18 protein-coding genes are annotated in these 25,800 nt (G+C 30.9%); 16 read left to right on the top strand and 2 right to left on the bottom strand.

Annotated features, from left to right (window positions below; genetic code table 11):
• Positions 1–170 precede the first annotated feature (170 nt).
• Positions 171–2,468 carry a CocE/NonD family hydrolase gene (locus RHP76_RS18465; protein ID WP_311228755.1) on the bottom strand — a complete coding sequence of 766 codons (2,298 nt, stop codon included), beginning with the start codon at positions 2,466–2,468 and terminating at the stop codon, positions 171–173.
• A gap of 79 nt (positions 2,469–2,547) precedes the next feature.
• Positions 2,548–4,275, bottom strand: coding sequence for a helix-turn-helix domain-containing protein (locus RHP76_RS18460; RefSeq protein ID WP_311228754.1), 1,728 nt, complete (start codon positions 4,273–4,275; stop codon positions 2,548–2,550).
• 527 nt (positions 4,276–4,802) lie between these two features.
• Here RHP76_RS18460 and RHP76_RS18455 point away from each other — a divergent pair.
• From RHP76_RS18455 to RHP76_RS18380, 16 genes are all read left to right on the top strand, one after another.
• Positions 4,803–6,317 (top strand): vitamin K epoxide reductase family protein, encoded by a 1,515-nt coding sequence (locus tag RHP76_RS18455; protein ID WP_280214229.1) that lies wholly within the window; start codon positions 4,803–4,805, stop codon positions 6,315–6,317.
• A gap of 190 nt (positions 6,318–6,507) precedes the next feature.
• On the top strand, positions 6,508–8,703 hold the full coding sequence (locus RHP76_RS18450) for a peptidase domain-containing ABC transporter (protein WP_120233591.1): 2,196 nt from the start codon (positions 6,508–6,510) through the stop codon (positions 8,701–8,703).
• A 304-nt stretch (positions 8,704–9,007) separates the two neighbouring features.
• Complete coding sequence (locus RHP76_RS18445; RefSeq protein WP_288441333.1) at positions 9,008–10,306, top strand: HlyD family secretion protein; 1,299 nt, start codon at positions 9,008–9,010, stop codon at positions 10,304–10,306.
• Positions 10,307–10,902: 596 nt separating this feature from the next.
• Positions 10,903–12,192 carry a site-specific integrase gene (locus RHP76_RS18440; protein ID WP_311228753.1) on the top strand — a complete coding sequence of 430 codons (1,290 nt, stop codon included), beginning with the start codon at positions 10,903–10,905 and terminating at the stop codon, positions 12,190–12,192.
• Positions 12,193–12,199: 7 nt separating this feature from the next.
• Positions 12,200–12,991, top strand: a complete 792-nt coding sequence (locus tag RHP76_RS18435) for a hypothetical protein (protein ID WP_311228752.1) — start codon at positions 12,200–12,202, stop codon at positions 12,989–12,991.
• A gap of 87 nt (positions 12,992–13,078) precedes the next feature.
• A complete protein-coding gene (locus tag RHP76_RS18430; RefSeq protein ID WP_311228751.1) occupies positions 13,079–13,363 on the top strand; it encodes a helix-turn-helix domain-containing protein in 285 nt (94 codons plus the stop codon).
• Entirely contained in the window at positions 13,360–14,712 is a 1,353-nt protein-coding gene (locus RHP76_RS18425; RefSeq protein WP_311228750.1) for a primase-helicase family protein, read from the top strand. The genes RHP76_RS18430 and RHP76_RS18425 overlap by 4 nt, the downstream gene beginning before the upstream one ends.
• Positions 14,713–15,037: 325 nt before the next feature.
• Positions 15,038–16,690: an HsdM family class I SAM-dependent methyltransferase gene (locus RHP76_RS18420; protein ID WP_311228749.1), complete on the top strand. Its 1,653-nt coding sequence runs from the start codon at positions 15,038–15,040 to the stop codon at positions 16,688–16,690.
• A complete protein-coding gene (locus RHP76_RS18415) occupies positions 16,680–18,155 on the top strand; it encodes a restriction endonuclease subunit S (protein ID WP_311228748.1) in 1,476 nt (491 codons plus the stop codon). The genes RHP76_RS18420 and RHP76_RS18415 overlap by 11 nt, the downstream gene beginning before the upstream one ends.
• On the top strand, positions 18,152–18,616 hold the full coding sequence (locus tag RHP76_RS18410; protein WP_311228747.1) for a hypothetical protein: 465 nt from the start codon (positions 18,152–18,154) through the stop codon (positions 18,614–18,616). The genes RHP76_RS18415 and RHP76_RS18410 overlap by 4 nt, the downstream gene beginning before the upstream one ends.
• A 2-nt stretch (positions 18,617–18,618) precedes the next feature.
• A complete protein-coding gene (locus RHP76_RS18405) occupies positions 18,619–19,809 on the top strand; it encodes a restriction system-associated AAA family ATPase (protein ID WP_311228746.1) in 1,191 nt (396 codons plus the stop codon).
• Positions 19,810–20,877, top strand: coding sequence for a hypothetical protein (locus RHP76_RS18400; RefSeq protein WP_311228745.1), 1,068 nt, complete (start codon positions 19,810–19,812; stop codon positions 20,875–20,877).
• 5 nt (positions 20,878–20,882) lie between these two features.
• Positions 20,883–21,431, top strand: coding sequence for a GIY-YIG nuclease family protein (locus RHP76_RS18395; protein ID WP_311228744.1), 549 nt, complete (start codon positions 20,883–20,885; stop codon positions 21,429–21,431).
• 783 nt (positions 21,432–22,214) lie between these two features.
• Complete coding sequence (locus RHP76_RS18390; protein WP_311228743.1) at positions 22,215–22,952, top strand: hypothetical protein; 738 nt, start codon at positions 22,215–22,217, stop codon at positions 22,950–22,952.
• Between the two features lie 134 nt (positions 22,953–23,086).
• Complete coding sequence (locus tag RHP76_RS18385; RefSeq protein ID WP_311228742.1) at positions 23,087–24,532, top strand: hypothetical protein; 1,446 nt, start codon at positions 23,087–23,089, stop codon at positions 24,530–24,532.
• A gap of 35 nt (positions 24,533–24,567) precedes the next feature.
• Positions 24,568–25,734 carry an RHS repeat domain-containing protein gene (locus RHP76_RS18380; RefSeq protein ID WP_311228741.1) on the top strand — a complete coding sequence of 389 codons (1,167 nt, stop codon included), beginning with the start codon at positions 24,568–24,570 and terminating at the stop codon, positions 25,732–25,734.
• The last annotated feature ends 66 nt before the right edge of the window (positions 25,735–25,800 follow it).

The following is a 25,800-nucleotide window of genomic DNA, read 5'->3' as shown; positions in this document are numbered from 1 at the left end:
AACAAAATAAAACATTTGTTTAAATAAAAAATATTATTTCTCAGCTTTATTTTCTATGTTTTAAAGTTGGAGTTATCCTCAGTATTTTATATGATATTTCTAAAAATCTGAACTTCAAAATCAACGGATATTCTGATATAAAAATCCATTCATTTTTAAATCTATTCCGTTTATTGTCTCAAAATAGGAATTTCCACATAACTGTCATTATACCATTTGATCTCCAAAGGCTCTTTAGCATCAGCCATTGTTTCGAGGCTAACATCTTTTTCGGTTCCGTAATTCATCTGTTCGAAGGGAGATGTATTGACCCCCAAAACAATAATCAGCTTACTGCCCTTTTCTATTTTTTTACTGACGAAATAGGTATTATTAACAGGAATCTCAGATATTTTGCCCGGAACAAGCAACTGTCTTTTCTCCTTATTTTTTGCATAACTTGCCCGCCCTAAGTAGCTAGAAAGCTGAATATATTCCCCTTTAGAAGTTAGCTCATAGAGGATTATTCTAACATCAATATCTTTTTTATTGATGGTAACTTTCAGATTTCCGGTGAAACTGCCATTGATCTCCACAGGATCCTGCAATGCATCACTTTCAAAAACAAGTTTATCTTTTAAAACAGCGGGATCAATTGCCATATCCATTATTTTATACCTGTCGAAATTTTGCAACGTATCTTTCCTATTTGTGAAACTGATCGTCTGTAAGGTATTATCTAAAGCCGGTTTTACTTCCTGCAGTTTTGATCTGCTGAGAAACAGTTTTAATTTTTTATTACTTATTTCATCAATATTTGCAGCGCTTTTCCATTGATTGGTTCCCATCACCTGGTAATTTACTTTTCCTTTTAAGAACCCCGGCTTTTTCTTTCCTTTCAAAATATAATCAAACCATTCATAGGATAAGGTATTGTGATTAATATTGGCAGCCGGATCTATGGTATATCCTCTCAGGTTATTTTTAATAGAACCCTGCGCTCCGTAATGATCGTAAGGACCAATAACTAAATAATGATCAGCATTTTTGTTATACTTATAATGTTCATTGTAGTAATAAAAGGCACCCCTCTGGTCATCATCATAATATCCGGTAAATGTCAAAACCGGAATATTGACTTTTGCAAAGTCTCTTTTATAAGGTATTTTAGAAGTCCAGAATGTATCAAACGATGGATGCTGCACCCATTTCTGAAAAAAAACATTCTTATTTCCATTAAGACTATCCAGATCTTTAAATGCCGTACCATTTGTATACATCTTGTTAACAAGGCTCTGCCATTTTAATGTATCAGAATCATCATAATCTACATAACGGCTTCTGGAAACATACTCCAGCCATCTGACCATATAAGTATTAAAGACATTATTTTCCATCGGAAAATCTATTCCAAAACCTACGGATGCTGACGGAACAATTGTTTTCAAGGCTGGATGCATGTTTTTAACAGCAGCCCATTGACTGAATCCGTTATAGCTTCCTCCGGCCATTCCTACTTTTCCGTCACTCCATGATTGTTTAATAATCCAGTCTATGACTTCATTAACATCTTCCGTTTCAAATTCAAATGGTGCAAGATTGTCTTTACTTAAGTACACTCCCCTGCTGGTAGCATATACAATAACGTAGCCTTTCATGGCATTTAACTTTTCAGCGTAATCAATTTTTCTTCCTCTGTAAATACCAAAATTCAATATGGTAGGAACCTTGGCCTCAGATCCTTTATACCTGATCATCTGTAAAGAAATCTCATTCCCTTTATTGCTTTTAATGACAATACTATCTTTAATTTCAAACTGCTGCTGTTCTGTTTTTTTGATGAAAGGAAGCACAACAGGATTTGTTTCTTTTACGACAAGGTACGAAGTATACAGCCTGCACAGTTTTACGGCATCAGCCAGAGAAATGCTGTCATTCTTTATGCTTTTTTTCAGGGCATTTATTACTTTGTCTTTTAGATCCTTTTCTGTAGACCTGAAGAAACTGCTAACATACATTTTCGTTTTCTCTGGCAGGGCATTAATTTTTTGTTCAAAAACTTTTCTGTATTTTTCATTATAAGGAGTTGGCCCCGGGACTGATTTTGACAATGCATACAGTTCAAATGAAAGTCCGATAATTTCTCTGTAGTCAAGATTGGCATAATCCGGATTATTTTTAATTTCATTTAAATAATAAATCCCTTTCTGATAATCTCCATCAAGGATATGCAGCCGGAATATGTTGTCGTTAAATATAGCTTTGTCTTTGTCCTTATAATCTCTTAAAACTTCTTTATTAAGTTTTTTGATCTCGTTATAAAAAAAACTTCCCTCTATATTTGGATTAGATTTAAAATAATACTGCTGAGAATGAAAACTCATTGAAAACAATACCAGACTCAATAACACTATCTTTGTTAAAAAAAGCTCTTTAGCCATACAACTTCCCATACTGTGTACTTTATTATTATATATTTTAGTAGGCAAAACAAATGCTTTTAGACGATTTAAAGAAAACAGGTCTACCAAAATTGATCAATATCGTACACATTTTTCTGTAGACTACTTAATTTACTCTCTGTTTCTGTAATAGTTTTATATAATAGGAAGGCAGTGTTCCTGTAATTTTTCTAAATGCATTGGAAAACGATTCCGAATTATTATAACCTATACTATCAGCTATAGCTGCAATGGTATATTTTCGTATTTTCTCGTTATGACTGAGCTCTTCTACAATATAATTAATTCTCAATTCATTCAGATATTGTGAAAAGTTCTTTGCCTTAAGCTCATTCACTGACTTTGACAGATAATCTCTGTTTGAATTAAAATCTTTAGCCAGACTGTCTACCGTTATATTCTTACGTAAAAAATCTTTATTTAGTTCAAATACCTCCAGTTTCACTTTTATATCCTGCAGCTGTTTGTCCGGGAGAATATTTTTAGCCTTTTGCTCTTTTGTTTTCTCTGCGAGCTGATCAATCTTTACAGCAGAAACTTCCATTAATCTTGATTTTTCTAAAAGGTGGTCCGCCTGCTTTTTATAGTGTTCTGCATTTCGTCTGTTCCGGATAAGTAAAAAGAATAAAGCACCTAATACTAAAACACCACCACACAAAACAAAATAAAGGGTAGAGTTTTTATTGTTCAATTCATCAATAAGTCTTTCTTTTTCTTCCAGCAGAGCCGGTGTGTCATATTTTTTATAAATCTCTTTGGACAAATACTGCTTACTACTAGTAAGAAAGCTATCCGTCGCCACCAGTTTATTAATGAATTTCAGCTGATTTTCCTTATCTCCTTTTTTCTTGTAATAATCAATTAAAAACTCATATCCGTTTCTCATAAACGGATCAAACTTTTTAGACACTGAAAAGATAGAATCTGATTTTGTGAAATAACGCACTGCTTCAGTTTCCTTGTGAAGATCACCATTGATTTTACCTAGAAAATAATAAGTAATCCCAAGGTTCCAGTCATCATTGTTTTTTTTGAATTTTTGCTCAGCCAACAAATGATTATTATAAGATTCCTTATAGTTTTTCAAGTAATAATTAGCTATTCCTAAGGAAGAGATCAGATAAGGATGATGGGTATAGTCATTAAATTTTTTACATTCTTCAATTCCCAAATGGATGTAAGGCAAGGCATTATTATATTGCTTGTTTTTGTTATAGCTGTTTGCTACAGAAAAAATAGATCCGATATAGCTTTTTACATCTCTCTTATCAGTATGCATTTTTTCCTTCTCATACTGGTAATATTCCAAAAACAGAGGAAGAGCTTCTTGATCTTCACCCGTTGCCGATTTTAAAATACCAACCAGTTTTTTCACATAAAAAAACTGATCCGGGTTCTTTTTACCAGCTAATTTTTTTGCCTGAACATATTGATCTAAGGCCTCCCCGTATCTGGATTCATAATTGAACAGGATACCTTTAATAATATGAGCCTTCGCAGGGTAATCCCTGGTATTCACATACTGGGTAATCCTGATAAGTGTATCCGCGTAAGGATGTCCGTTTTCCGATTTTAAACCTTTACTGTGAGCCAGTTTGTAATAGCCGTCATAGATCAGATCATTATTTTTCTGCTTTTTACCTTTACTTAAAATAACATTGGCATAGAATTCTGCTTTATTATTATCGATACGAAAGGTCCTATCATAAGCCTTCTGTAATTGGTCAGCATTTTTATTTTGTAATGAATCCGGTATATGAAATCCACTAATGCTTTGAGAAAAGCAGAAATTCTCAGCAAACATCAACAGAAACATAAAAAAAGCCTTGCGCATATATTCTTTTAAAGGCACAATATTACACTTTTTTAGTTTTTAATACATTTTCATGACAGAAAATATAAAGTATTAAAAATCAAAACATTAATTTAATACTTTATTAAAAACCCGCTAATAAACATCCCAAAATTTATCAATTCCGACATCCCTTTCTTGCATTCCCAGCGTTATGAATGCATCTTTGCCTCAGGTAAAAACACGAAATACTTTGTTTTAAAAAGATCCTTTACTTCCCACAGGCAACATTTAATGTACACTTAACCATGAAAACTTTAGAATACCTGCGTGTGGGAAATGGATCTTACCTTCGTAAAATGTTACCGTTTAAAATACTAAAAACATCAACTACACAAAGAAATAATACAAAAGCCATATTACAAAATCTGCTTTCCATTTCCGGATTCAAGAAAATAAAATACTGAAGATCAAATAAAATCTACCAACATCCGTTTATATCTCACTAATAAAGGAGATTTTTTTTTGTATATTTAAAACATCTGTGTATTTTAGATAAAAATATTAATATGATTTTTGACAAACTAATTAACCATCTAAAACTCGATAAACAGGAATTTATTTTCCAGTTCAATTCCCATCCCAATTATCCATCTGCACTGGCATTTAGTGATACACTCAACTTTATGGGAGTAAAAAATGACGCTTACGAACTTGACAAAGAATATTGGGATGAACTTCCGGAAGAATTTATTGCGATTGTTGAGAATTCATTTTCCCTGGTAAAAAAGGCAGGAAGCAATTATTCTGTATATTCAGAAAAAGCAAAAACCTTCGGTAAAGAAGAACTTTATAATAAATCAACAGATTTTGTACTGTTGTTTGAGAAAACAGAAAATGCAGAAAGTAAACTGGCTTTCAATTTCAAACCGGTTCTTTATATTATTTTTGCAACTGTTCTTGCCTATTCTTTTATTAGCCAAACCATTTACGAAGCTCTATTTAATGTACTTTCCTTAGCAGGAGTTTATATTTCCCTGGAAATTTTCAATCAGAAATTCGGGAATACCTCTACTGTCATTGGAAGTATATGTGGAGGCGGAGGTGCTGCAGCAAGTCAGACAGCCAACTCGTGTGATAAGATCATCAAACAGGATAAAACCAGTATTCTGGGCTTAAAATTTGCAGATTTTTCTCTGATTTATTTTGCAGGACTTGCCGTACTAGGTCTGTTCTTACCGGCAACAGCGTATATCGTAAAAGGTTTCACATTCGTTTCTGTAATTGCCATTGGATATTCTTTATACATCCAGGCATTTGTAGAAAAAACATTTTGTAGAGTATGTCTTTTGATTATTTCAATTCTGGTTGGACAAATTGTAATCAGCAGTTTATTTTTTGAGAATCTGTCTTTCAGTGTGGGAGCTCTTTTATTGACTGTTATTCTTTGGGCTCTTGTATTTTCTGCAGTTATCTATTTCAACACTCTTCTTGAACAAAAAGAAGCTCTTCAAAAATCGAATGCAAAAAATCTCAGATTCAAGAGAAACTATGAACTTTTCAAAAACCAGATGGAGCAAAATCCAAAAATAGAATTCCAGGATACTGAAACTTTTGCAGTTGGAAAAAAAGATGCCAAGCTTCGTATTTCTATCGTTTCCAACCCATATTGTGGTTTCTGTAAAGATGCACATAAGCTTGTGGAAGGACTTTTGGAAAAATATCCGGAGAATATTTCACTACAGATGAGATTCAATTACAGCCCAGACAGAGCTCCAGAAAAATACACTCAGCTTATTTCAGATTTAACTCATATCTATCATAACAAGCCCGAAAAAGAATTTCTACATGCTGTAGAAGAATGGTTTGAAACTAAGGATGAAAGCAAAATCAATGTGCTCTCCGGAGGAAAGGTAACATCAGAAAATCTGAATCCATTAGTAGAGATGTCCATAGAAAACAGTAACGCAGGATTAAGCTTCACTCCTATCTTTATCATCAATGGATATCAGTTTCCAGACAAGTATGATCGTGAAGATATTTTATTCTTTATTGATGAATTAATAGAGGATGATGAGATCTAGTAAATAAATCTCATTCATTTAAAAATTTCACTATCTTAGGAAAAACAAAATAACCATCTGAAAAGATGTAAAAGAGTAGAAAAACGGTGATCAATGGGACTATTTCCAGTTTACCATTTCATTGAATTATAATTGAATTAAAGCAAAAATGTCGTCATTTATTGACGGCATTTTATAATGAGTAGTAGTTTTGAAAAAAAAGTTTCCTTTTTATAAGCAACCAGATACCAAAGATTGTGGCCCTACATGCCTGAGAATCGTCAGTAAGTATTATGGTAAAAGTATATCTCTGCAGCAGATTCGTAACCTTTCCGAAACAACACGGGAAGGAAGCAGCCTTCTTGGGCTGAGCGATGCCGCGGAAAATCTTGGATTCCGTTCAATGGGTGTCCAGATCGATTTCAATACCCTAACAGAAGAAGTTCCTTTTCCATGTGTAGCACACTGGAATAAAAACCATTTTGTTGTTGTATATAAAATCGACAAAAATAACAAAGTATATATTTCGGATCCCAGCTATGGATTGATTACTTATACCAGAGAAGAATTCATCAAGTCCTGGATTGGAGAAAATGCCAACGAAAATACAGAAGAAGGAATTGTACTGATTCTTGAAACTACTCCTGCATTCTTTCAGACAGAGTTTGATGCTGAAGAGAGTAAGGCAAGCTTTACATTCTTGTCCAAATATCTTTTTAAGTATAAAACACTTGTTATACAATTGGCTATTGGACTTTTAGGTGGAAGTTTACTTTCCCTTATATTCCCGTTTCTTACCCAAAGTATTGTAGACGTCGGGATCCAGAATCAGGATATTAATTTTATCTATGTAGTTCTACTTGCCCAAATTATGCTATTCCTGGGAAGAATGGGAATTGAGACAATCCGAAGCTGGATTCTTCTTCACCTCTCAGCAAGGATCAATATTTCGATCATTTCCGATTTCTTTATCAAATTAATGAAACTTCCGATAAGTTTCTTTGATACCAGAATGACAGGAGATATCATGCAGAGAATTAATGACCACCACAGAATTGAGCAGCTTCTTACAAGCTCTTCGCTGAATACATTATTCTCATTGGTCAACCTTATTATTTTTAGTATTGTATTATTATTTTACGATTACAGACTTTTCATCGTTTATCTTGTAGGGGCCGTATTATATATTGGCTGGATCAGTTTTTTCCTCAAAAAGAGAAAAGAGCTTGATTATAAAAGATTCTCTCAGGTATCTCAGGAACAAAGTAAAGTAATTGAGCTTATCAACGGTATGCAGGAAATCAAAATGCATAATGCAGAGAAGCAAAAAAGATGGGACTGGGAATTTCTTCAGGTAAAACTGTTTAAGATCCGAATAAAATCTCTTTCATTAGAACAATGGCAGTCTGTTGGAGGAAACTTTATCAATCAGATGAAAGATATACTGGTGAGTTTCCTTTCTGCTAAACTTGTTTTAAGTGGAAATCTTACTTTGGGGATGATGCTTTCTGTTCAGTACATTATTGGACAGTTAAACAGCCCGCTTCTTCAGCTTATCGACTTTATCAAACAAACTCAGGATGCTAAAATTTCCCTTGAAAGATTAGGAGAAATCCATGATAAAGATGATGAAGAAGATAAAAATGAGCAGTACGTCACAGATGTTCCGAAGCAAGATATCGAAATAAAAGATATGTCATTCAGGTATATTGGCTCTGACGTTCCGGTTTTTGAAAACTTAAACCTTACGATTCCTTATCAACAGACCACAGCTATTGTGGGAGCCAGCGGAAGTGGAAAAACTACTTTATTGAAACTGTTGATGAAATTTTATGATCCGGACCAGGGTGAAATCAGAATCGGAAATACCAATATGAAAAATATTTCCCCAAGATACTGGAGAGATCATTGTGGAGTTGTAATGCAGGAAGGATATGTATTCAATGATACTATCGCCAATAATATTGCTGTAGGTGAAGATCATATAGATAAACAAAAACTTAGACGTGCCGTAGAGATAGCCAATATTAAAGATTTTATTGAAAGCCTTCCATTAAGTTATAATACAAAGATCGGAAATGAAGGAGTTGGTGTCAGTGGTGGTCAGAAGCAGAGACTTTTCATTGCAAGAGCTGTTTACAAATCTCCAGAATATATTTTATTTGATGAAGCTACCTCTGCATTAGATGCTAATAATGAGAAAGTGATTATGGAAAATCTTGAACAGTTCTTTAAGGGCAAAACAGCAGTAGTGATTGCCCACAGACTTTCAACGGTAAGACATGCTGATAAAATCATTGTACTGGATCAAGGAAAAGTAGTTGAAGAAGGAAGCCATGCCGATCTGGTAGATTTAAGGGGAGAATATTACAGACTTGTAAGAAATCAGCTTGAATTAGGCAATTAATCATAAGAAAAATACAGCGGAATCCGAAAAGCTTATAGAGTAGGAAAAATAAAATTAATTAATCATGAAAAATCTTAAAAAACTTTCGAGAAGAGATTTGACATTAGTAAGTGGAGGAGTAATTATTCCGGACAACAACTGTTGTGGATCCTGGTGTCTTGGCAGCTGGGTACCATGCCGTATCAAGCATTTTGAATGCCCACCGGATGCAGACACTTCGCCACCATCTTGGTATGATGGGAACTGCCCAATTATTTAAATTATATTCCCCCTGAAATATTGGGGGAACTTTTACCTCAGAACAATGAAAGAAGACGTTTTAGAAAATATTGAACTTCGCTCAGAGAGCGTACAGGATATTCTTACCCAGCCACCACATTGGATGATCCGCTGGGGAAATACAGTGATATTTATTATCCTCCTGTTAATTCTCTTAATGAGCTACATTATAAAATACCCGGAATTTGTACCGGCTCCCATTATTGTAACTTCTAAGAATCCTCCTGAGAAAATAGAAGCACGAACCAGTTCCAAAATTGAGAAAATATTCATAAAAGATCATCAGGAAGTTAAAAAGAATGATGTTCTTATGGTGATGCAGTCTGCAGCTAACTACAAAGACATTTTAGAGCTTAAAAAACTGGTAGACTCTATCACACCTGATAAATTATATACCTTCCCTATCGCCCAGGCTTCAAGATTTAAGCTGGGTGAATTGCAGGGAGAATATAACAGTTTCGCAAAAGCATTTCAGGATGAAGCTCTTTTTACAAGACTACAACCTTATGCACCAGAAAACCTGGCCGCCAATCAGAGCATTTCAGAATACAAAATAAGAATTGCTACCTTGAAACAGCAGAAGAACCTGGAATCTATAAAATATGATCTGACAAAGAAAAACTTCAACAGATCTCAGGAGCTATTCAACCAAGGGGTTATTTCAGCCATGGAACTTGAAAATGAAAAAATCAAATATCTTCAGGCTCAGCAAAACCTTGAGAATATTAAAATCTCCATATCCCAAATGGATGAAGGAATTTCCAATCTGAATAAGACCAAAAGCGGAACTGCCATTAATACAGAAAAAGACAGAATTACATACTCTTCACAAACTCTACAGCTTCTTGAACAGCTGAGAAAATCTTTAAAACAGTGGGAACTGAATTATCTTGTGATTTCATCCACTGATGGGGTTGCCAGTTTCCAACAGTTCTTTGGAGAGAATCAGTTTGTAAAGGTAGGAGAACCCATCCTTTCTATTCTTCCTAAAAATAAAGAGCAGTTAGTGGGCAGAATGTCAGTCCCTACCACAAATTCAGGAAAAATAACTCCTGGTGAGAAAGTACTTATTAAACTGGACAATTACCGATTCCAGGAATACGGTATCATCGAAGGAAAGGTACAGAATATATCACTTATTCCTGATGACAAAGGAAATTATTATGTAGATGTAATTTTACCGAAAGGATTAAAAACCAGCTACAACAAAACACTTACATTCGATAAAGAGCTTAGAGGCAGTGCAGAAATTGTAACACAGGATCTGCGACTGATTGAAAGATTCTTCTATCAAATCAGAAAGTTACTTGGATATCAGGTTTAATGAACCTTTCACTAAAAAATTAACCCCGTTTTTCAAATTGTAAAACGGGGTTTTATTATGTATTTTTTAAATTTCCCAGTCGACTGATAATGTTTTGCAGAAGCTCAATCAATGTCATTCATTTAAACAGCCTATTCTAGCCACAATCTATCTAAGCAAAGGGGTTTTATCGCAAAAAACATAATCATTCAAAAAAAGACAAGAAAATAACGAATACAGGGAATATCATAATGTTACTTGATTATGAAAATTAGCCGAACATTATAATGAAGCTGAAAAAGTATAATTATTCCCTTAATATTCCATCAAAAGAATGAAACCGTGAAAAAATAAAATTCATGTGAAAGAATTATAAGATAAAATAATAATTCTTTTAAAAGTAAAAACCGCAATCATAATTCAATGATTGCGGTTTATTGTAGCGAAGACGGAACTACACACATATTAAACCATACAAATCTAAATCAATCTAAACAAAACACAAATTACAACATATCAGTTACTTATATTAAATAAAATTTTAATTAAGCAAATCTAATTTTGTACAAATTAAGACTTACCGTACATTTACAGTACAAAAATAAATAATTACTGATATGGCTGCAATTAAATATTACTATCGCTCTACTAAAGAAAATGCTCCTATTACAGTTCGTCTAAGGTTTAGACATAACTCAAAAGACTATACAATCGATGCAAATTCAGATATAATGATATACAGTAGAGAAGAATTACTTATCAATTCGGATTTAAGTGGCAAATTTTATTGGGAGAAACAGCACAATGCGCCACGTTTAAGAGATCCCGAAGCACTTAATAAAAGAACTGAATTATCTAATAGCCTGGATAGATTAGAAAATTATATTTTGAGTTGTTTTAATCATATATCCCCTGAACAAGCAAGTAAAAAGTGGCTTGAAGATATTGTTAATGATTTTCACAACCCTAATAATGAAGACGAAATACCAAACACTTTAATAGAGTTCATAGACTACTATTTAAGGATGAATACTAATTTGAAATATGGTACTTCCAAAAAGTTTATCACTTTAAAAAATAAAATTATTGCAAGGAAAAATGAATTCTCTAAAGGTGGTTTAATATTACTGAATGAAATAAATGACAATTTTAGAGTAAAATATCAAAAAGTATTTACTGACTACAATATCAATACCGTTAGCAGAGATTTAACAAATATTAAAACTCTTTTGAGATATGCAGATAACAAAGGTAAAACCATAAATAAAGAAGTCTTAAACTGGAAACTGAAAGTTGACAGAACTCCCTTTGTTTATTTGAATGATGATGAAATTCAAAAGATTTATATGCTTGAAAATTTACCCGAACATTTAGATAACGCAAAAGATTGGCTTGTGATTAGCTGTCTATGTGGACAAAGAGTTTCTGATTTTATGAGATTTAATGTGTCCATGATCAGTAAAACAAAAAACACAAGAAAAGAAGAAATTACTATTATAGAATTTACTCAAGTAAAAACCAAAACACATGTAACATTACCGTTACACAAAACAATTCTTGAAATTTTAGACAAAAGACATGGAAGTTTCCCTCGTCATATAAGTTCTCAAAAATATAATGATTATATAAAAGATGTTTGTAAAGAGGCAAAATTTGTTGAAAAAGTAAGTGGAAGCAAAATTGTAATAAATGAAGATGGAAGTAAAAGAACAGAAAGCGGTATATTTGAAAAATGGGAATTAATAACAAGCCATGTTGGGAGACGAAGTTTTGCCACTAACAGGTTTGGAAATACCCCAACAAGTTTAATTATGAGTGCTACAGGACACAGTTCTGAAAAAATGTTCTTAGCATATATACAAAAAACACAAAGGGATCAAGCATTAAGTTTAGCTGATTATTTTTAATATAAATATGTCACAAAATTGCAACTTCATAATTAAGGAGAATAAAAATCTTATAACAAATTTTGAAGAAAAATTTGAAAAAGAAGTTTTGTACCATAAAAATAACCCAGCATTAGATTATGGAGAAGATGAAGGCTTTCTATATGTGAACGCAAAATACTCTAAACTCTATATACAAATCAACGAAACAATAATATTGCTTGATATTGATAAGTGTACAATAATTGAGAAACCTATTCTAATAAAACAGTTGCATGAACTTTACAGGCTTTTCTTTGATTATTTGGAAAACTCTGAATACAAAAGTGATTATTGGAAATTATTTGAATGGCAAGAACAAGAAATTTTTGAATATAAACATAGTTTTATTGATCCTAAAGAATTCAATGCTGAGTTCGTGTCTGAATTTTTAAACAAACTTACTAAAAATGATTTGGCAATTTCTGTGACTCCAGAAAGTACAAAAACACAGAACAGTTTTATAAAAAAAACTTGGTTTGAGGTAGGATTTCAATTTGCCAATGGTAAAATATATGATCTAATAAAGGAAAAATTAAGTCACGAACAAATTGCAGGAACATTATTTAAAAGCGGAAGAATTAAAATTGACTCATACAGAACATGGATCTCTTGCTCACTCGGTAAGGTTGAAAAAGAAAACCAAAATAAATCTATTTTTCTAAGACCTAATGCTAATAAGGAATTAAATACAGTGATATCATATTGTAAAGAAAAAAACATAACTATTTCAGAAAAGTTCAAAAAGCAATGTAATGAAAATGGTATTATTCTCAATTAATTAATCTCGTACTTTATTCGTACTGTACAGCCAATTGTACAGATAATATACAGATAGGTTTGTACCATAATTTAAATGATAAAAATTATGGAGACAAAAGTCCTACAAATTCAAGAAATTTCTAAAACAGAACTTAGAGACATAATTCGAGAAGAATTATCTAACCTCCAAGCAAATCAAACTAAAGAAACCGAAAGTTCTGAAGAACCTCTAACAAGAAAGCAGGTATTAGAATTACTTAAAATCTCTTCTGTAACATTATGGAAGTGGCAAAAGAGCGGTAAAATAATTACTTATGGAATTTCTAGCCGCAGATATTATAAACGTTCAGAAATCATGGAATGCCTAACAAAACTATCCGCTAGATCATGATTAAGCATATTTTTTGGAAGAAAGCTCTTACTGGCAATAAGTATGTTTTTAATGCTGCGGAACTAAAAAAATTTTTAGAATTAAATGGATTCTGCAGATATAAATTAGTTGATTCAGAGAAGCTGTTGCTAATTATCAATAATATCGCAAAAGAAGTAACACCACAAGATACTTTTAACTATTGCTTAAGATTTGTAGAGATTCAAAATAATCAAATTTTAACCAACGACTTTTATAACCAAGGAGAACAATTAATTATTAGAAAAAAGGTTATTTTAGGGAGTTTAACAGAAACGAATCTATTACCTCTAAGAGACAACAAAACTATCTGTTACATTTTTTACAGCAATTTATTTTTAGAAATTTCTAAGGATGAGATAAAGCTTCGCAATTATTCTGAAACAGCTTCTCTCAATGGCTTTATCTGGAAGAAATCTATAATAAACAGGGGCTTTATAAGGAATAATGAGATAAGTGTTATTGAGTTATTTCTCAAAAAAATCACTAATAATGAATTGCATTTTAAGAGTGTAATTTCAGCAAATGGATATTTACTTCACAAATACAAAAATCCTTCTTTAACGAAAGTTATTATTATAAGTGATGAGAATACCGAAGCTGAAAACCAACCTAACGGAGGAACAGGAAAGGGAATTTTTGTAAAAGCAATAGCACAGCTTATGAATGTAGCCACTCAAAACGGTAAAAATTTAGATCTTTCTAATAATAGATTTGCTTATCAGGATGTTAATATTGATACTAATATATTATTTTTAGATGATGTAAAAAGAAATTTTAATTTTGAACAGCTCTTCAATGTCACCACAAATGACATGACCATTGAAAAGAAAAACAAACCAAGTTTTACGATACCTTTTGAATTATCGCCAAAGATTGTAATTACAACAAACCATAATATTAATGGTGACTCAAGCAGCCATAACAGAAGGAAATTCACCATTTTTTTCAATAACTATTTTAGTGATCTATATGCACCTTTTCAAGAATTTAAACATTTGTTTTTTAATGATTGGGATGAAACAGAATGGAATAGATTTGATACTTTTATGGTGAATTGTATAAAAGAATTTTTAAGGGAAGGATTGAAACAATATGAATTTAACAATGAACTTAGACTAAAAAAATTAAGGGTAGAAATTGATGATAATGTATTTTCAATCCTCGAAAACAAATGTGACGAATTAGAGACATATTATTCAGTTAAAGAATTAGGCTTAGGGAATTTAAAACAAGTCAAAATTTATGCTGAATATAAGAATTATGAATTCTCTGATAGACGTCTCAATGGATGTACAGAATTCAAATTCTCTACAAAAGCAAATTTGTAGATTTTGTAGAGCAACTTTTTTAAAAAGAAAGAAAATTAATTATAAAATTATCTAAATAACAATACACAATTTAAGTCTACAAAATCTATAATGAAAAAAGTTAAATTAGTTAGAGAATCAGGAATAACAGATTTTGAAAAAGAAATAGATCTTTTACTATTAAAAGGGTTTTAAACTTTACAAAAATCCTTTTATAGGAAATGATAAATTTCTATATAAATTAATGGTTAAAAAGTAATGAAATTTGATTCTTTTTGCATTTATAGAAAAGGTTTAATTATTCGAATATATTGTATATTCGTTAAATCTTTAGAAAAGAAAAATAATGCTTAATTCAACTATAAAAAATAAAATACAACTTCTGTGGGATAGACTTTGGGGAGGAGGATTATCTAATCCTATAACAGCAATAGAAAATATTTCATATTTGCTTTTTATGAAAAGATTAGAAAAATTTCATCCTCAAGTTAATGTAAAATATAAATGGAGTGATTATCATAGCCTTAAAGATGAAAACCTTAAAGAAAGAATATTAGAAACATTCAACTTTATACAGAATGATTTAGCAAATGAAGGAGAGCCTTTCGCTGTAGAGATGAAAAAAGCACAATTTGGAATTAATAATGCAACTTTACTAGAGGATGCGATAAAAATTGTTGATGACATATATGTAGAAATTGAAAAAGAAGAAAAAGAAAACCAGCATTTTCAAGACATACAAGGTGATGTTTACGAATATCTCTTAAAAGCAACAAATGAAGCTGGAAAAAATGGGCAATTTCGTACTCCTCGCCATATTATTCAAATGATGGCAGAGTTAATAAAGCCAAGTATAGAGGACAAGAACACTAGAATATGTGATGTTACAAGTGGTAGTTCAGGTTTCTTAGTAGGCAGTTATCAATATATTCTCAAGGAAAAATCTAAACATAAAGAATTGGATGAAGAAAATCAACTTGAAAAAGGCTTAGACGGGGATAATCTTAGCAAAGTTGATAAAAAAAGACTTACTGAAAATACTTTTTATGGTTTTGATATTGATGCAACAATGGTACGTATAGGGATGATGAATATGATGATGCATGGAATTTCTAAGCCTCAGATTATAAATTTGAATACTTTATCTAATGAATATGAACAATATTTCCAAATGCTAAATTTAGATAAAATTAATCTTCATAGTATTATAGGCGAAATTAAGGGGTCTGTGATACATACAGATACTCCACCCAAAGGTTTTAATCCTAAATGGGGGGCGGAAGAATTTGACTATATTCTTGCAAATCCACCTTTTGCTGCTAAAGTGAATGCTAAAACTATTAGTAAAAACTTAAACCGAATTTATACAATTAATCCAGATGCTAAAAAAGCTCAAACATTACAAACTGAACTTTTGTTTCTGGAACGTATAATTTATATGCTAAAAAAAGATGGAAAGGGAGCTGTAATTGTTCCTGAAGGAGTGTTATTTAATTCAGGAACTGTATATAAGAAAGTTAGAGAGATTTTATTAAAAGACTGTAACTTAGAAGCCGTGATATCTTTACCTAGTGGTGTATTTAACCCTTATACAGCAGTTAAAACTTCTATTTTGCTATTTACAAAAAAACAATTTGAAAGTACAGATTATAATACTGAAAAAGTTTGGTTTTATGGAATGGATTCAGATGGTTATACACTTGATAATAGCCGTAAGAAAATAAAAAATGAATTCCCTTTGCCTGAAACTATAAAACAATTTGATACCAGAAATAATAAAAATAACCCTCAAATAGACAGGTTACAACGACACTTTTATGTACCGATAAAAGAAATAGAAGAAAATGATTTTGAACTAAATTACAATTTGTATAAAGATTTTGTTTTTGAGGAACAGACTTATGAACCTCCTAAGGAGCTGTTATCTAGGTTATTGAATTTAGAGAATGAAATCAATGAAGGCTTAAGTAAATTAAATATTTCGATTAATGAAAACTAATTTGCATAGTGTTTTTTCTGATAAAATATCTGGAGAATGGGGAGATGATGATCCTATGGGGGAAGGTGTGTCTATAATTAGAACTGCCAATTTTAACAATGATGGTAGTATTGATTTTTCAACTTTAGTTACCCGTTTAGTTCAAAAAGACGCAAAGGATGATAAAGGAAAAATAATAAAATTTGCAGATGGAACAAGTAAAAAAGAAGTTGACTCAAAAAAAATTGAGAATAAAAAATTATTAAACGAAGATATTATTATTGAGAAATCAGGAGGAGGTATCGGTACTCCTGTTGGTCGAGTTGCTTTTTTCAAGAATCCAGATGATAAAATCTACTTATCTAATAATTTTACTCAAACACTAAGAGTTAATAAAAGTATTGCTGCCCCAAAATATATTTTTTATTATTTAAAATATTTGTATAAAAGAGGTAATGTATTAAAATATCAAAATCAAACTACAGGTTTGTTCAACTTAAAAATAGAAAAATATTTTCAAGAAGAAATTTTTCTACCTGAACATAGCAAACAATATGCTATTGTCACACAATTAGATACTATCCGAGAGCTTATCAATAAACGGATTGAAACTATTGAATTGTTAAATAAGTTAATGGAATCGATTTATTTTGAAATGTTTGGTGATCCTATTGTAAACCCACATCATCATCCAAGGGTTAAATTATCCTCAAAAAAGTTCAAAATAACATCGGGAATAACACCAAGCCGTAAGAAAGATGTTTACTTTGAGGGTGAAATACCTTGGGTAAAATCAACCGATATTAATAAGGAGATTATTTATTCTACTGAAGAGAAAATTAGTCAAGTAGCTCTTGAAAAGACTACTGCAAAAATCTATCCTAAAGGCTCTGTTCTTTTAGCTATGTATGGTCAAGGCTCAACGAGAGGGAAAGTTGCACTATTAGGGGTTGAAGCTTCTGCAAATCAAGCTTGTGCAGTTATTAATGGTATCGGGTATTCGAACACTTTTTTATTTTTCACGCTCAAATGTTCCTATCAGTATTTGAGAAGTATTAGTAAGGGTGGGAATAGAGATAATTTGAGCTTAACAGAAATTAAAAAAATATCTATTATTAGTCCTCCTTTAAAAAGCCAAAATGAATTTGAAAATAAATTTAACTACTTACAAGGATTAAAAAAGAGTCTTGAATTGTCTTTAGATACATTACAGAATCTTTTCCAAGCTGTCCTGCAAAATGCTTTTAATTCTGATGCAGAGGTTGATGAACAATCTATTTTTAAAGACCTTATAAAAAGATTAGAAGTTGCAGATTTAAGAGGTAATGTAAAAAGATTACAATATCTATTAGAGCTTTTTGACGGAAATAAATTTGATAATGATGATGATTATTTTGAAACTAAAAATAAGCTATTTGATTTAATATTAGAAAATGAAATAGAACAAAAATTAGTTAATGATAAGATTATACTTCAAGTAAAATGAAATTAATACGACTTAAAATACGAGATAAATTTCGCAGTCTTATTGAAGATTTTGAAATTAATTTTAGAGACCCCATAAAAGATGAAAGTTTGAATAGTTTTCATCCGTTTTGTTTTGCCGGGCTTAATGGTAGTGGAAAATCAAATGTACTTGAAGTGCTATCTAATATTTTTTATCATTTAGAATGTATTGTAAATGACTATCCTGTATTTGCTTATGATGCAAAAGAAAGTGATCCTAATGAGTTTGAATTAGAATATTATATAATCCAAGAGAATAATAATAGTATTAATGATTTAGATCATATTTATATAAAAAAAGAATATGATAAAGCTCCTGAAATGAAAGTAAATGAGGGAGAATTCGAAGTTATCACTAAGTCTTTTGGTAAATCTTATCTACCCGATTTAATTGTTGCGTATTCATCGGGGAAAATGAAACAATTAGTTTACCTTATGTGAAAATGAAATTGTTCCAATATGACCAATATCTAAAAGATTTAAAAGACAAAGCAGTATTTAAAAAACCTAAAAGTAGTCTTTTGTATATAGATTACGAAATGAGTCAAGCGGTACTGTTAACTATTTTATTATTTTTTGAATTTGGTAATAATATAAAAAAGGATGTTTTAGATATACTAAAAGAAGAAATGAATATTGCTGGAATTCAACAATTTACTATTAACCTTAATAATCATTGGCAAGCATTAGTAAGCGAAGCAACAAGTGATAAATTAATGGAAGTTGAAACCATATTAAAAAAAGAAGATAAGAAAAAATATATCGGTAAAATTTTAGATTATTTACAAGAGCAAATAGATAAACTCAATGATTGTGCTACATGTAAATATGAGAAAGAAGATTATACAGCATACAGTTTTTTAGTTGATAAAAATACTAAAAGACTTATTAAAGATAAATTTAAAGATCCATACTCATTTTTTAGTATTTTTCAGATTTTACATTCTTTAAATGAGCGTGTAGAAGAGAATGATTATAAATATGAAGTGTATAATTCTAAAGGATTTTATACAGACTATAAACGACCTTCTTATAGCCATTTTTTTTATTTTACACATTATTACATAAAGAAAGTTGAAAAGGAAAAAGAAATGAATCTTCTATTAAGACAACTTTCTGATGGAGAGCAACAATTTCTACATACTTTAGGAATTTGTTTAATGTTACAAAAGAAAAGATCATTATTGCTTTTAGATGAACCTGAAACACATTTTAATCCTGGTTGGCGATCTAAATTTATTGATATTTTAAGAAGGACATTAGAAGCAAGTAATGACAACTACATGTATAAGGATATTGTCCTTACTTCTCATTCGCCATTTATTATTTCCGATTGTTTTCCTGATAAAGTAATTGTTTTTGAAAAAGATAAACAGCCCGAAAGTGCTTATATTAAAAATTTTAGAACTTTCGGAACATCTGTGGATATAATAATGGAAAATATATTTAATAGGAATAATACAATTGGTGATTTTTCTGCTAAGATAATTTATGATATAGAAGAAGAAATTAAGAGAAAAAGAAAGTTGTCAGAAGAACAAGTCATAGAATACAAACGCCGAACTTCAGACTTAGGAGATTCTATGGAAAAAATTCTTTTATTTACTAAGTTAAATGAGCTTAAAAAGAAATAAATGCTTCGAGTTTATAAAAAGATTGACCATAAAATATTTGAGGTACAAGATTTAATTAAAATACTTGTAGAAGATGTTTTTTGTAAAGCAGATAAACAAACAATAAAAACTAAACTTAAGGTCAATTCTACACTATTAAAGCTTTATGAAAATAAAAACTCAGATTGGTTTAAAAAACAGGTTAATGAAATTTATAAAAAGTTTAAGGACTTAACACAGGATGAAAAAGATACTTTTCTGGAAGTTTTTAATTGTAATAATGAAATAGAAAAGCTCTGCAACAATCCTAAGCATAGAAAGCCTTTAACTCTTTTAAGCTCAAAGATATCTACTCTTACTATTGACTTTTTCAAAGAACTATATGATAAGCTTTTAAAATGGGTTGACATAGAAAGGGAATATGGAAGTAAAAAAAGTTATTATGATGATTTGATTTATGACAATGACTTTAAATTTTGCCCATGTTGTGGGTATGGAAATATAGAAACTATATATGACAAAGGGCATTCTGCCTTTGACCATTATTTACCCTTAAAACATTATCCTTTTTCGGTAATCAATTTCAATAATTTATTCCCACTTTGTACACGTTGCAATTCTGGTGCTAAATCAAGTAAAGATATTTTAGCAAAAAATAAAAAAGTTTTTTATCCTTTTAACTCTATTCACCCTGAAATTACCTTTAGTATTAAATTGAATTCTAAAAATCTAATCAAATTTCTTACAAAAGTAAAAAGAGATGATGTGCCGACCAATTCTGATTTAAAAATATCTATAGAGTGCGATAAGACATATAAAGAACAAATACAATCATGGGATGAGATATATGAAATCGAGCAAAGATATTTTGGACAAATTGTTACTAATGCTATTTCTTGGATGGATGATGTTAGAGAAAAGCATAGAAAGACAAAAAATAAATTAATTGATTGTTTTGATGAGATTATTGGTGACGACTCTAATAAGCATTTAGGATTTTTAAAAGCTCCATACTTATCAGATTTAAAAAAATATGATTCATTTATTGAAGCTTACGAGGAAACAAGAAATAGTACGAAAATTTTTTAAGTATTATGGATTGGGATATTATTGATAGTGAATTTTCATTACTTCATGATGAAGTTAAAAAATTTTCCAAAAATATTAATTTTGAAATTTTTGAAGAATTTAATCTAAATACCAGTATTACTGAGAATAAATTTAGAAAAATAAATTATGCTGGTATATATTTATTAGAAATAAAAAATAATTTTATTCATAATAATTTTACGGAATGGATAAATGATTTTGAAAGCATTTGGTTAGGGGAAGAAAGATTTTTTGAGAAATGCTTTACTCCTAACCTCAAAAAGAAAAGAATTAAATGTCATACAGAATTAGAAGAATGGATTCCATTGTATATTGGGAAAAGTAAAAATATTAGGAATAGATTAGGAGAGCATTTTTTTAAAAAGCTAAATCAAACAACATTTTCATTAAAATTATTAGAAAGAAAAAATCTACATAATAATACATTTCGGTTAAGTACCATCCAAATAGATGTCAAAAACTATAATATTATAATGCCAATAATTGAGAATGAATTAAGAGATAAGCTAAATCCTATTCTTGGTAGGCAATAGCTAATAACAAATTTTATAACAAAAATTAAAATTTGTGTTAAGCATAAATAAATAGCAGTGCGCAACGTACTGCACGGTCTTAATTTTCTGCTTACAGTAACTTATCAGTCACATGAGAAACTTTCATTTATAATGTTAATACTACTGCACAGACATTAGGACATACAGACTGACAGCAAGGCAACGACAAGGCATAAGAATTATACGGCAAGAGAAAACAAAGTCTGTATGACGCTCTAAAGACATAGACATCTCCCACGATAATACATAAAGACATAGAGTTCGCACATCAGTATACCAAATACACTCTCTTATAAGAGGATACTTACATGAAGATAGACGGGCATTTAGTGCATCAAACACAGATACGCACATAAGACTTAAATCTAGAATGAAGAAATCAAGTAGGCAGGGTACTCGATTGATGTTTTCGCCAGTTGTTATTACAGCAAAGTAATACGTACAACACAGTGGCAATGTAGTGCAGACGTTCAAAAGACCCTTACAGCTACTAAAAATTTATTGCCTTTGACATAATTACTATATATTTGCAATATGAAATAAATAAAAAAATAACATACAAGCGTACTTATTCTCGTAAGCTAAACCGACCAAGTTAAAACTATTACACAAAGAATAAGATTTGCACACGTAAAGGCGTGGGCTTTCTTATTTTGTGTATGCGTTCTTGGTCGGACGTTGCTTACTAATAGGAAATGTCCCACGCTGATTATTTATATTAACATCTAATTCGGGACATTATGGATATAAATAATATGCAAAATGGAAAAACAAAACATTCCAACCGTAAGCAAACCGACCAACTCAAAGCCAAACAAAGCAGTAATTTTTGTTCTCCTTATTTTCACTGTCTTAATTTTTTTTCTTGCAAAATTCATTTTCGGAGGTAGTTCAAGTGCCACTATCGCAAACTATACAAAAGAAGACCTCCCAAATAATTTTGAATACAGAATTATCAAGGATGAAAGCAATCCTAATATTGAAAAAAATCAATTGGAGGTAGAAATTAATCAAAAACTAACAGAAGGGCAATTGGCAACCTTAGCTGAAGAACTTTACAATACCAAAGACAAGCAAAGACGTTTTTACATCTTTTACAATTTAAAGGACAATGAGAACACTCTTATGGCTTGGGCAACAAGTCATTTTGACCCTGAACTGGAGATTGCAATTAATCGTTCTACTAGTACAGAAGATAATCAAATGTTAAATGAAGCTCAAAAAGTTCAAGGCAATATTATTGGAATTTTTAACGAAAAAGATTATACATTCTCTCTATATACTATTTACGAACATAACGGAAAAACATTTATAAAAACGACTTTTAAAGATAGGGAATCTATGGATAACGAGGTTGAAAAAGTAAGTTCTAAAAATGGGATAAGATATAACTATAAAGAAGATGTAAGCCAAGGAGAATATTTTATTTTGAATAATGATGTCCTTGAATTTTATAACAGCGAAAATAAAAAGTTTACAACAGGTTCAAAGTCACAATAAATTATATGGTGAGAATTAAAACTAATACGTCATGTTTTGTCGTTTCTCCTAAATATATTTGTCAAACAATTACGGTTTCCCACATTACAGGGAAATAAAAAAATCCTTAAATTGTAAACCAAACACTACATGCAGTGCAAAAAATTTATTTTAGTTCCATTCTCTTACCTTTAAGCCTGTTAGGATTCTCACAGATTCCTAATTTACCTACAAGAGAACAGCCTAATCCTAATACTTTTCAGAATTATTCTGATAAGAACTTCAATTCCCAAAAGAATCAAAATATTCCAGCCTTACCTTCATCATTTTCAAATTCAAATGCTTCCAGAGTACATCAACAAAATATGATGATGGTTCAAAATGATTTGAAAAGAAATGAAACAGAAGAAAAAGTAAAAAAACAACAAATATATTCTGATGAAGTTCAGAAGCAGGAATCAAAAATATATTTACTTAACTCATTAGCCAATAAAGAAGGAACAAAGGCATATTATTCAGCCTTTAATAATCTTTCAAAATTCAACCCTGAAGATTATTCAATAGCGGATGCGGTTTTTATTGTTGAAAATGCTTACTACAATAATGATAAAAACTTCCAAAGTACATTTCAAAGTGGCATTCAGAAAGCTGTAAAAATTATTCAGAATCAAATCAGCAGTAAAAAGATTGATGAGACTGATAACAGCTCAAAGAATTTAGCCATATTTCAATATTTTGCTGAAAATACTAAGCAGAACGGAAAAATAGTCCATAAAGCGATGAAGTATGATTTTGAGGATTATATGGGTATAAATGACTACTCCAAAATGTTTGTTTCAAAGCTCATGAAATCAAATACTGGTCAATGCCATTCAATGCCATTGCTATATCTGATTTTAGCGGAGCAAATCGGAGCGGAAGCCTTTTTAGTAATGTCTCCGAATCACTCTTACATTCGATACATGGATGATTCGGGAGAAATGCTAAGTTTAGAACTTACTAACGGAATGTTTTCAGCAAATTCCTTTGTCCTTAATTCTGGTTACATCAAATCTGAAGCATTACAGAATAAACTGTATATGCAGAATTTAAGTAAGAAAGAAGTTTTATCGCAAACATTTGTTGATTTAGCAAGCGGTTATATTCACAAATTTGGATATGATGAATTTGTAGGACAGGTTTTAAATAAAGCATTAGAACTTAATCCTAACAATATCAATGCTACTTTATGGAAAAGTAATACTAATCAAATCCGTTTTCAGGAAGCCTGTAAAAGGCTAGGAATTAATTATGAAGACAAACAAGAATTACAAAACATCCGAAATTATCCAAATTTAGTAGATCAGCTTCAAGAAATTAATAATGAATTTGATAAAATTGACCAATCAGGATTTAGTGTAATGCCACCAGAAGATTATGAACAGTGGTTAAGTTCATTAAATACTGCTGAAAACAAGCAAAAAAGTGAAGAAATTGCAGAACGTATGAGAATTCTGAATGCACAAAAGCAAAAAGAAATCCAGCAAAAACAAAAATTAAAACCAATACTTCCTAAAAAAGAAACTCCTAAAGTTTACACCATTCCTAAAGCATGGTTGTAAGCAAAATTGTAAATTTAGAAAAGCATAATTGTTATATGAAAAGAATTGTATTTTTTAGTTTTTTGATCTTGGCAGGTTTAGCACAAGCACAAGTTAAAAAAAGTAAGTTAAAGAAACCAGAGAAAGAATGGGTGAACCCTGTTAAACTGACAAAAGAAGAGAGAAACCGTCCATATATGAGTGAGGTTCTGAAAACAAGAGACCCTCTTACTCCTGAAGAAGCTGAAAGAAGACGAAAAAATATTGAAGCAGGAAATCCATTTAAGAAATATGGTTATTATCCTAAAGTTGCTACATTGAGCAAAGGAAAATATCTGGAATTTCATGATAAAGACAGTATTGTTGTCATAGGTTCAGTAAAGTTCAATACAAAAACACAAAAGGTTATTGATATTCTGGAAATAGATTTATCAGACCCAGATGCACAACCTATTGGTGATACGCATGGTAGGTGGATTTCTCCTGACCCATTAAGTGAAGAACATAGCGATTGGACTCCTTACAGATTTGCTTTTAATAATCCACTTAGGTTTAGTGACCCAACAGGACTATTAGAAGATGATTATGTATTTAATGAAGAGGGGAAATTCGTCAGAGTTGATGAGAATGACAAACCAGACCAATTAGTTATTGAAAATTCAAAAAGCAAACAACAGACTGTTTATCAGTTCAATGACCCCAAAACAGATGTTGCTTCAATTAAATATAATATGAATAAATTTGGTAGTGATTTTAAAAATCATCAATTTGTATTTTCAATAACAAATGATTGGATGTCCTTTTTTGAAGGAGATTCTGGAATTAGTAAACAAGGCTATATAGGAAGAAACTTTATGGCATTAACGGAATCAGCAGGTGGAAAAATGGATGCATCTGTTTATAACCTATCTGATTTTTTATTGCAACAAGGAGAGGGAGAAACTTGGAATCCTGAAACTGAAATATTGAAAGACAAAGGGCCTCTTTACATATTTCAGGGAGACGGCTACCAAGCATACAACCATTTAGATGCAGGGAATTTCATTTGGGGACATTATATGAATGTTTTAGGGTTTTCATTGCAACAGACTAAAGATGGAGCACTAAAGTTCAATAAGAATGACACTAAAGCTGATTTAAGGTCAATACAAAATGGTTATTTACTAAATAGATATAAAGGTTTATTTCCACGTTCAACACCAATTAAAAATTCAGGAAACTAAATATGAAAAAATATAAAATGATTATAGTTATTTTACTTTCAATAATTGTAGCCTTATACATTGGAT

Source organism: Chryseobacterium sp. SG20098 (assembly GCF_031844745.1).
GTDB lineage: Bacteria > Bacteroidota > Bacteroidia > Flavobacteriales > Weeksellaceae > Chryseobacterium > Chryseobacterium cucumeris.
The sequence above is the reverse complement of the archived record's forward strand: the minus strand, read 5'-3'. Positions and strand labels throughout refer to the sequence as shown.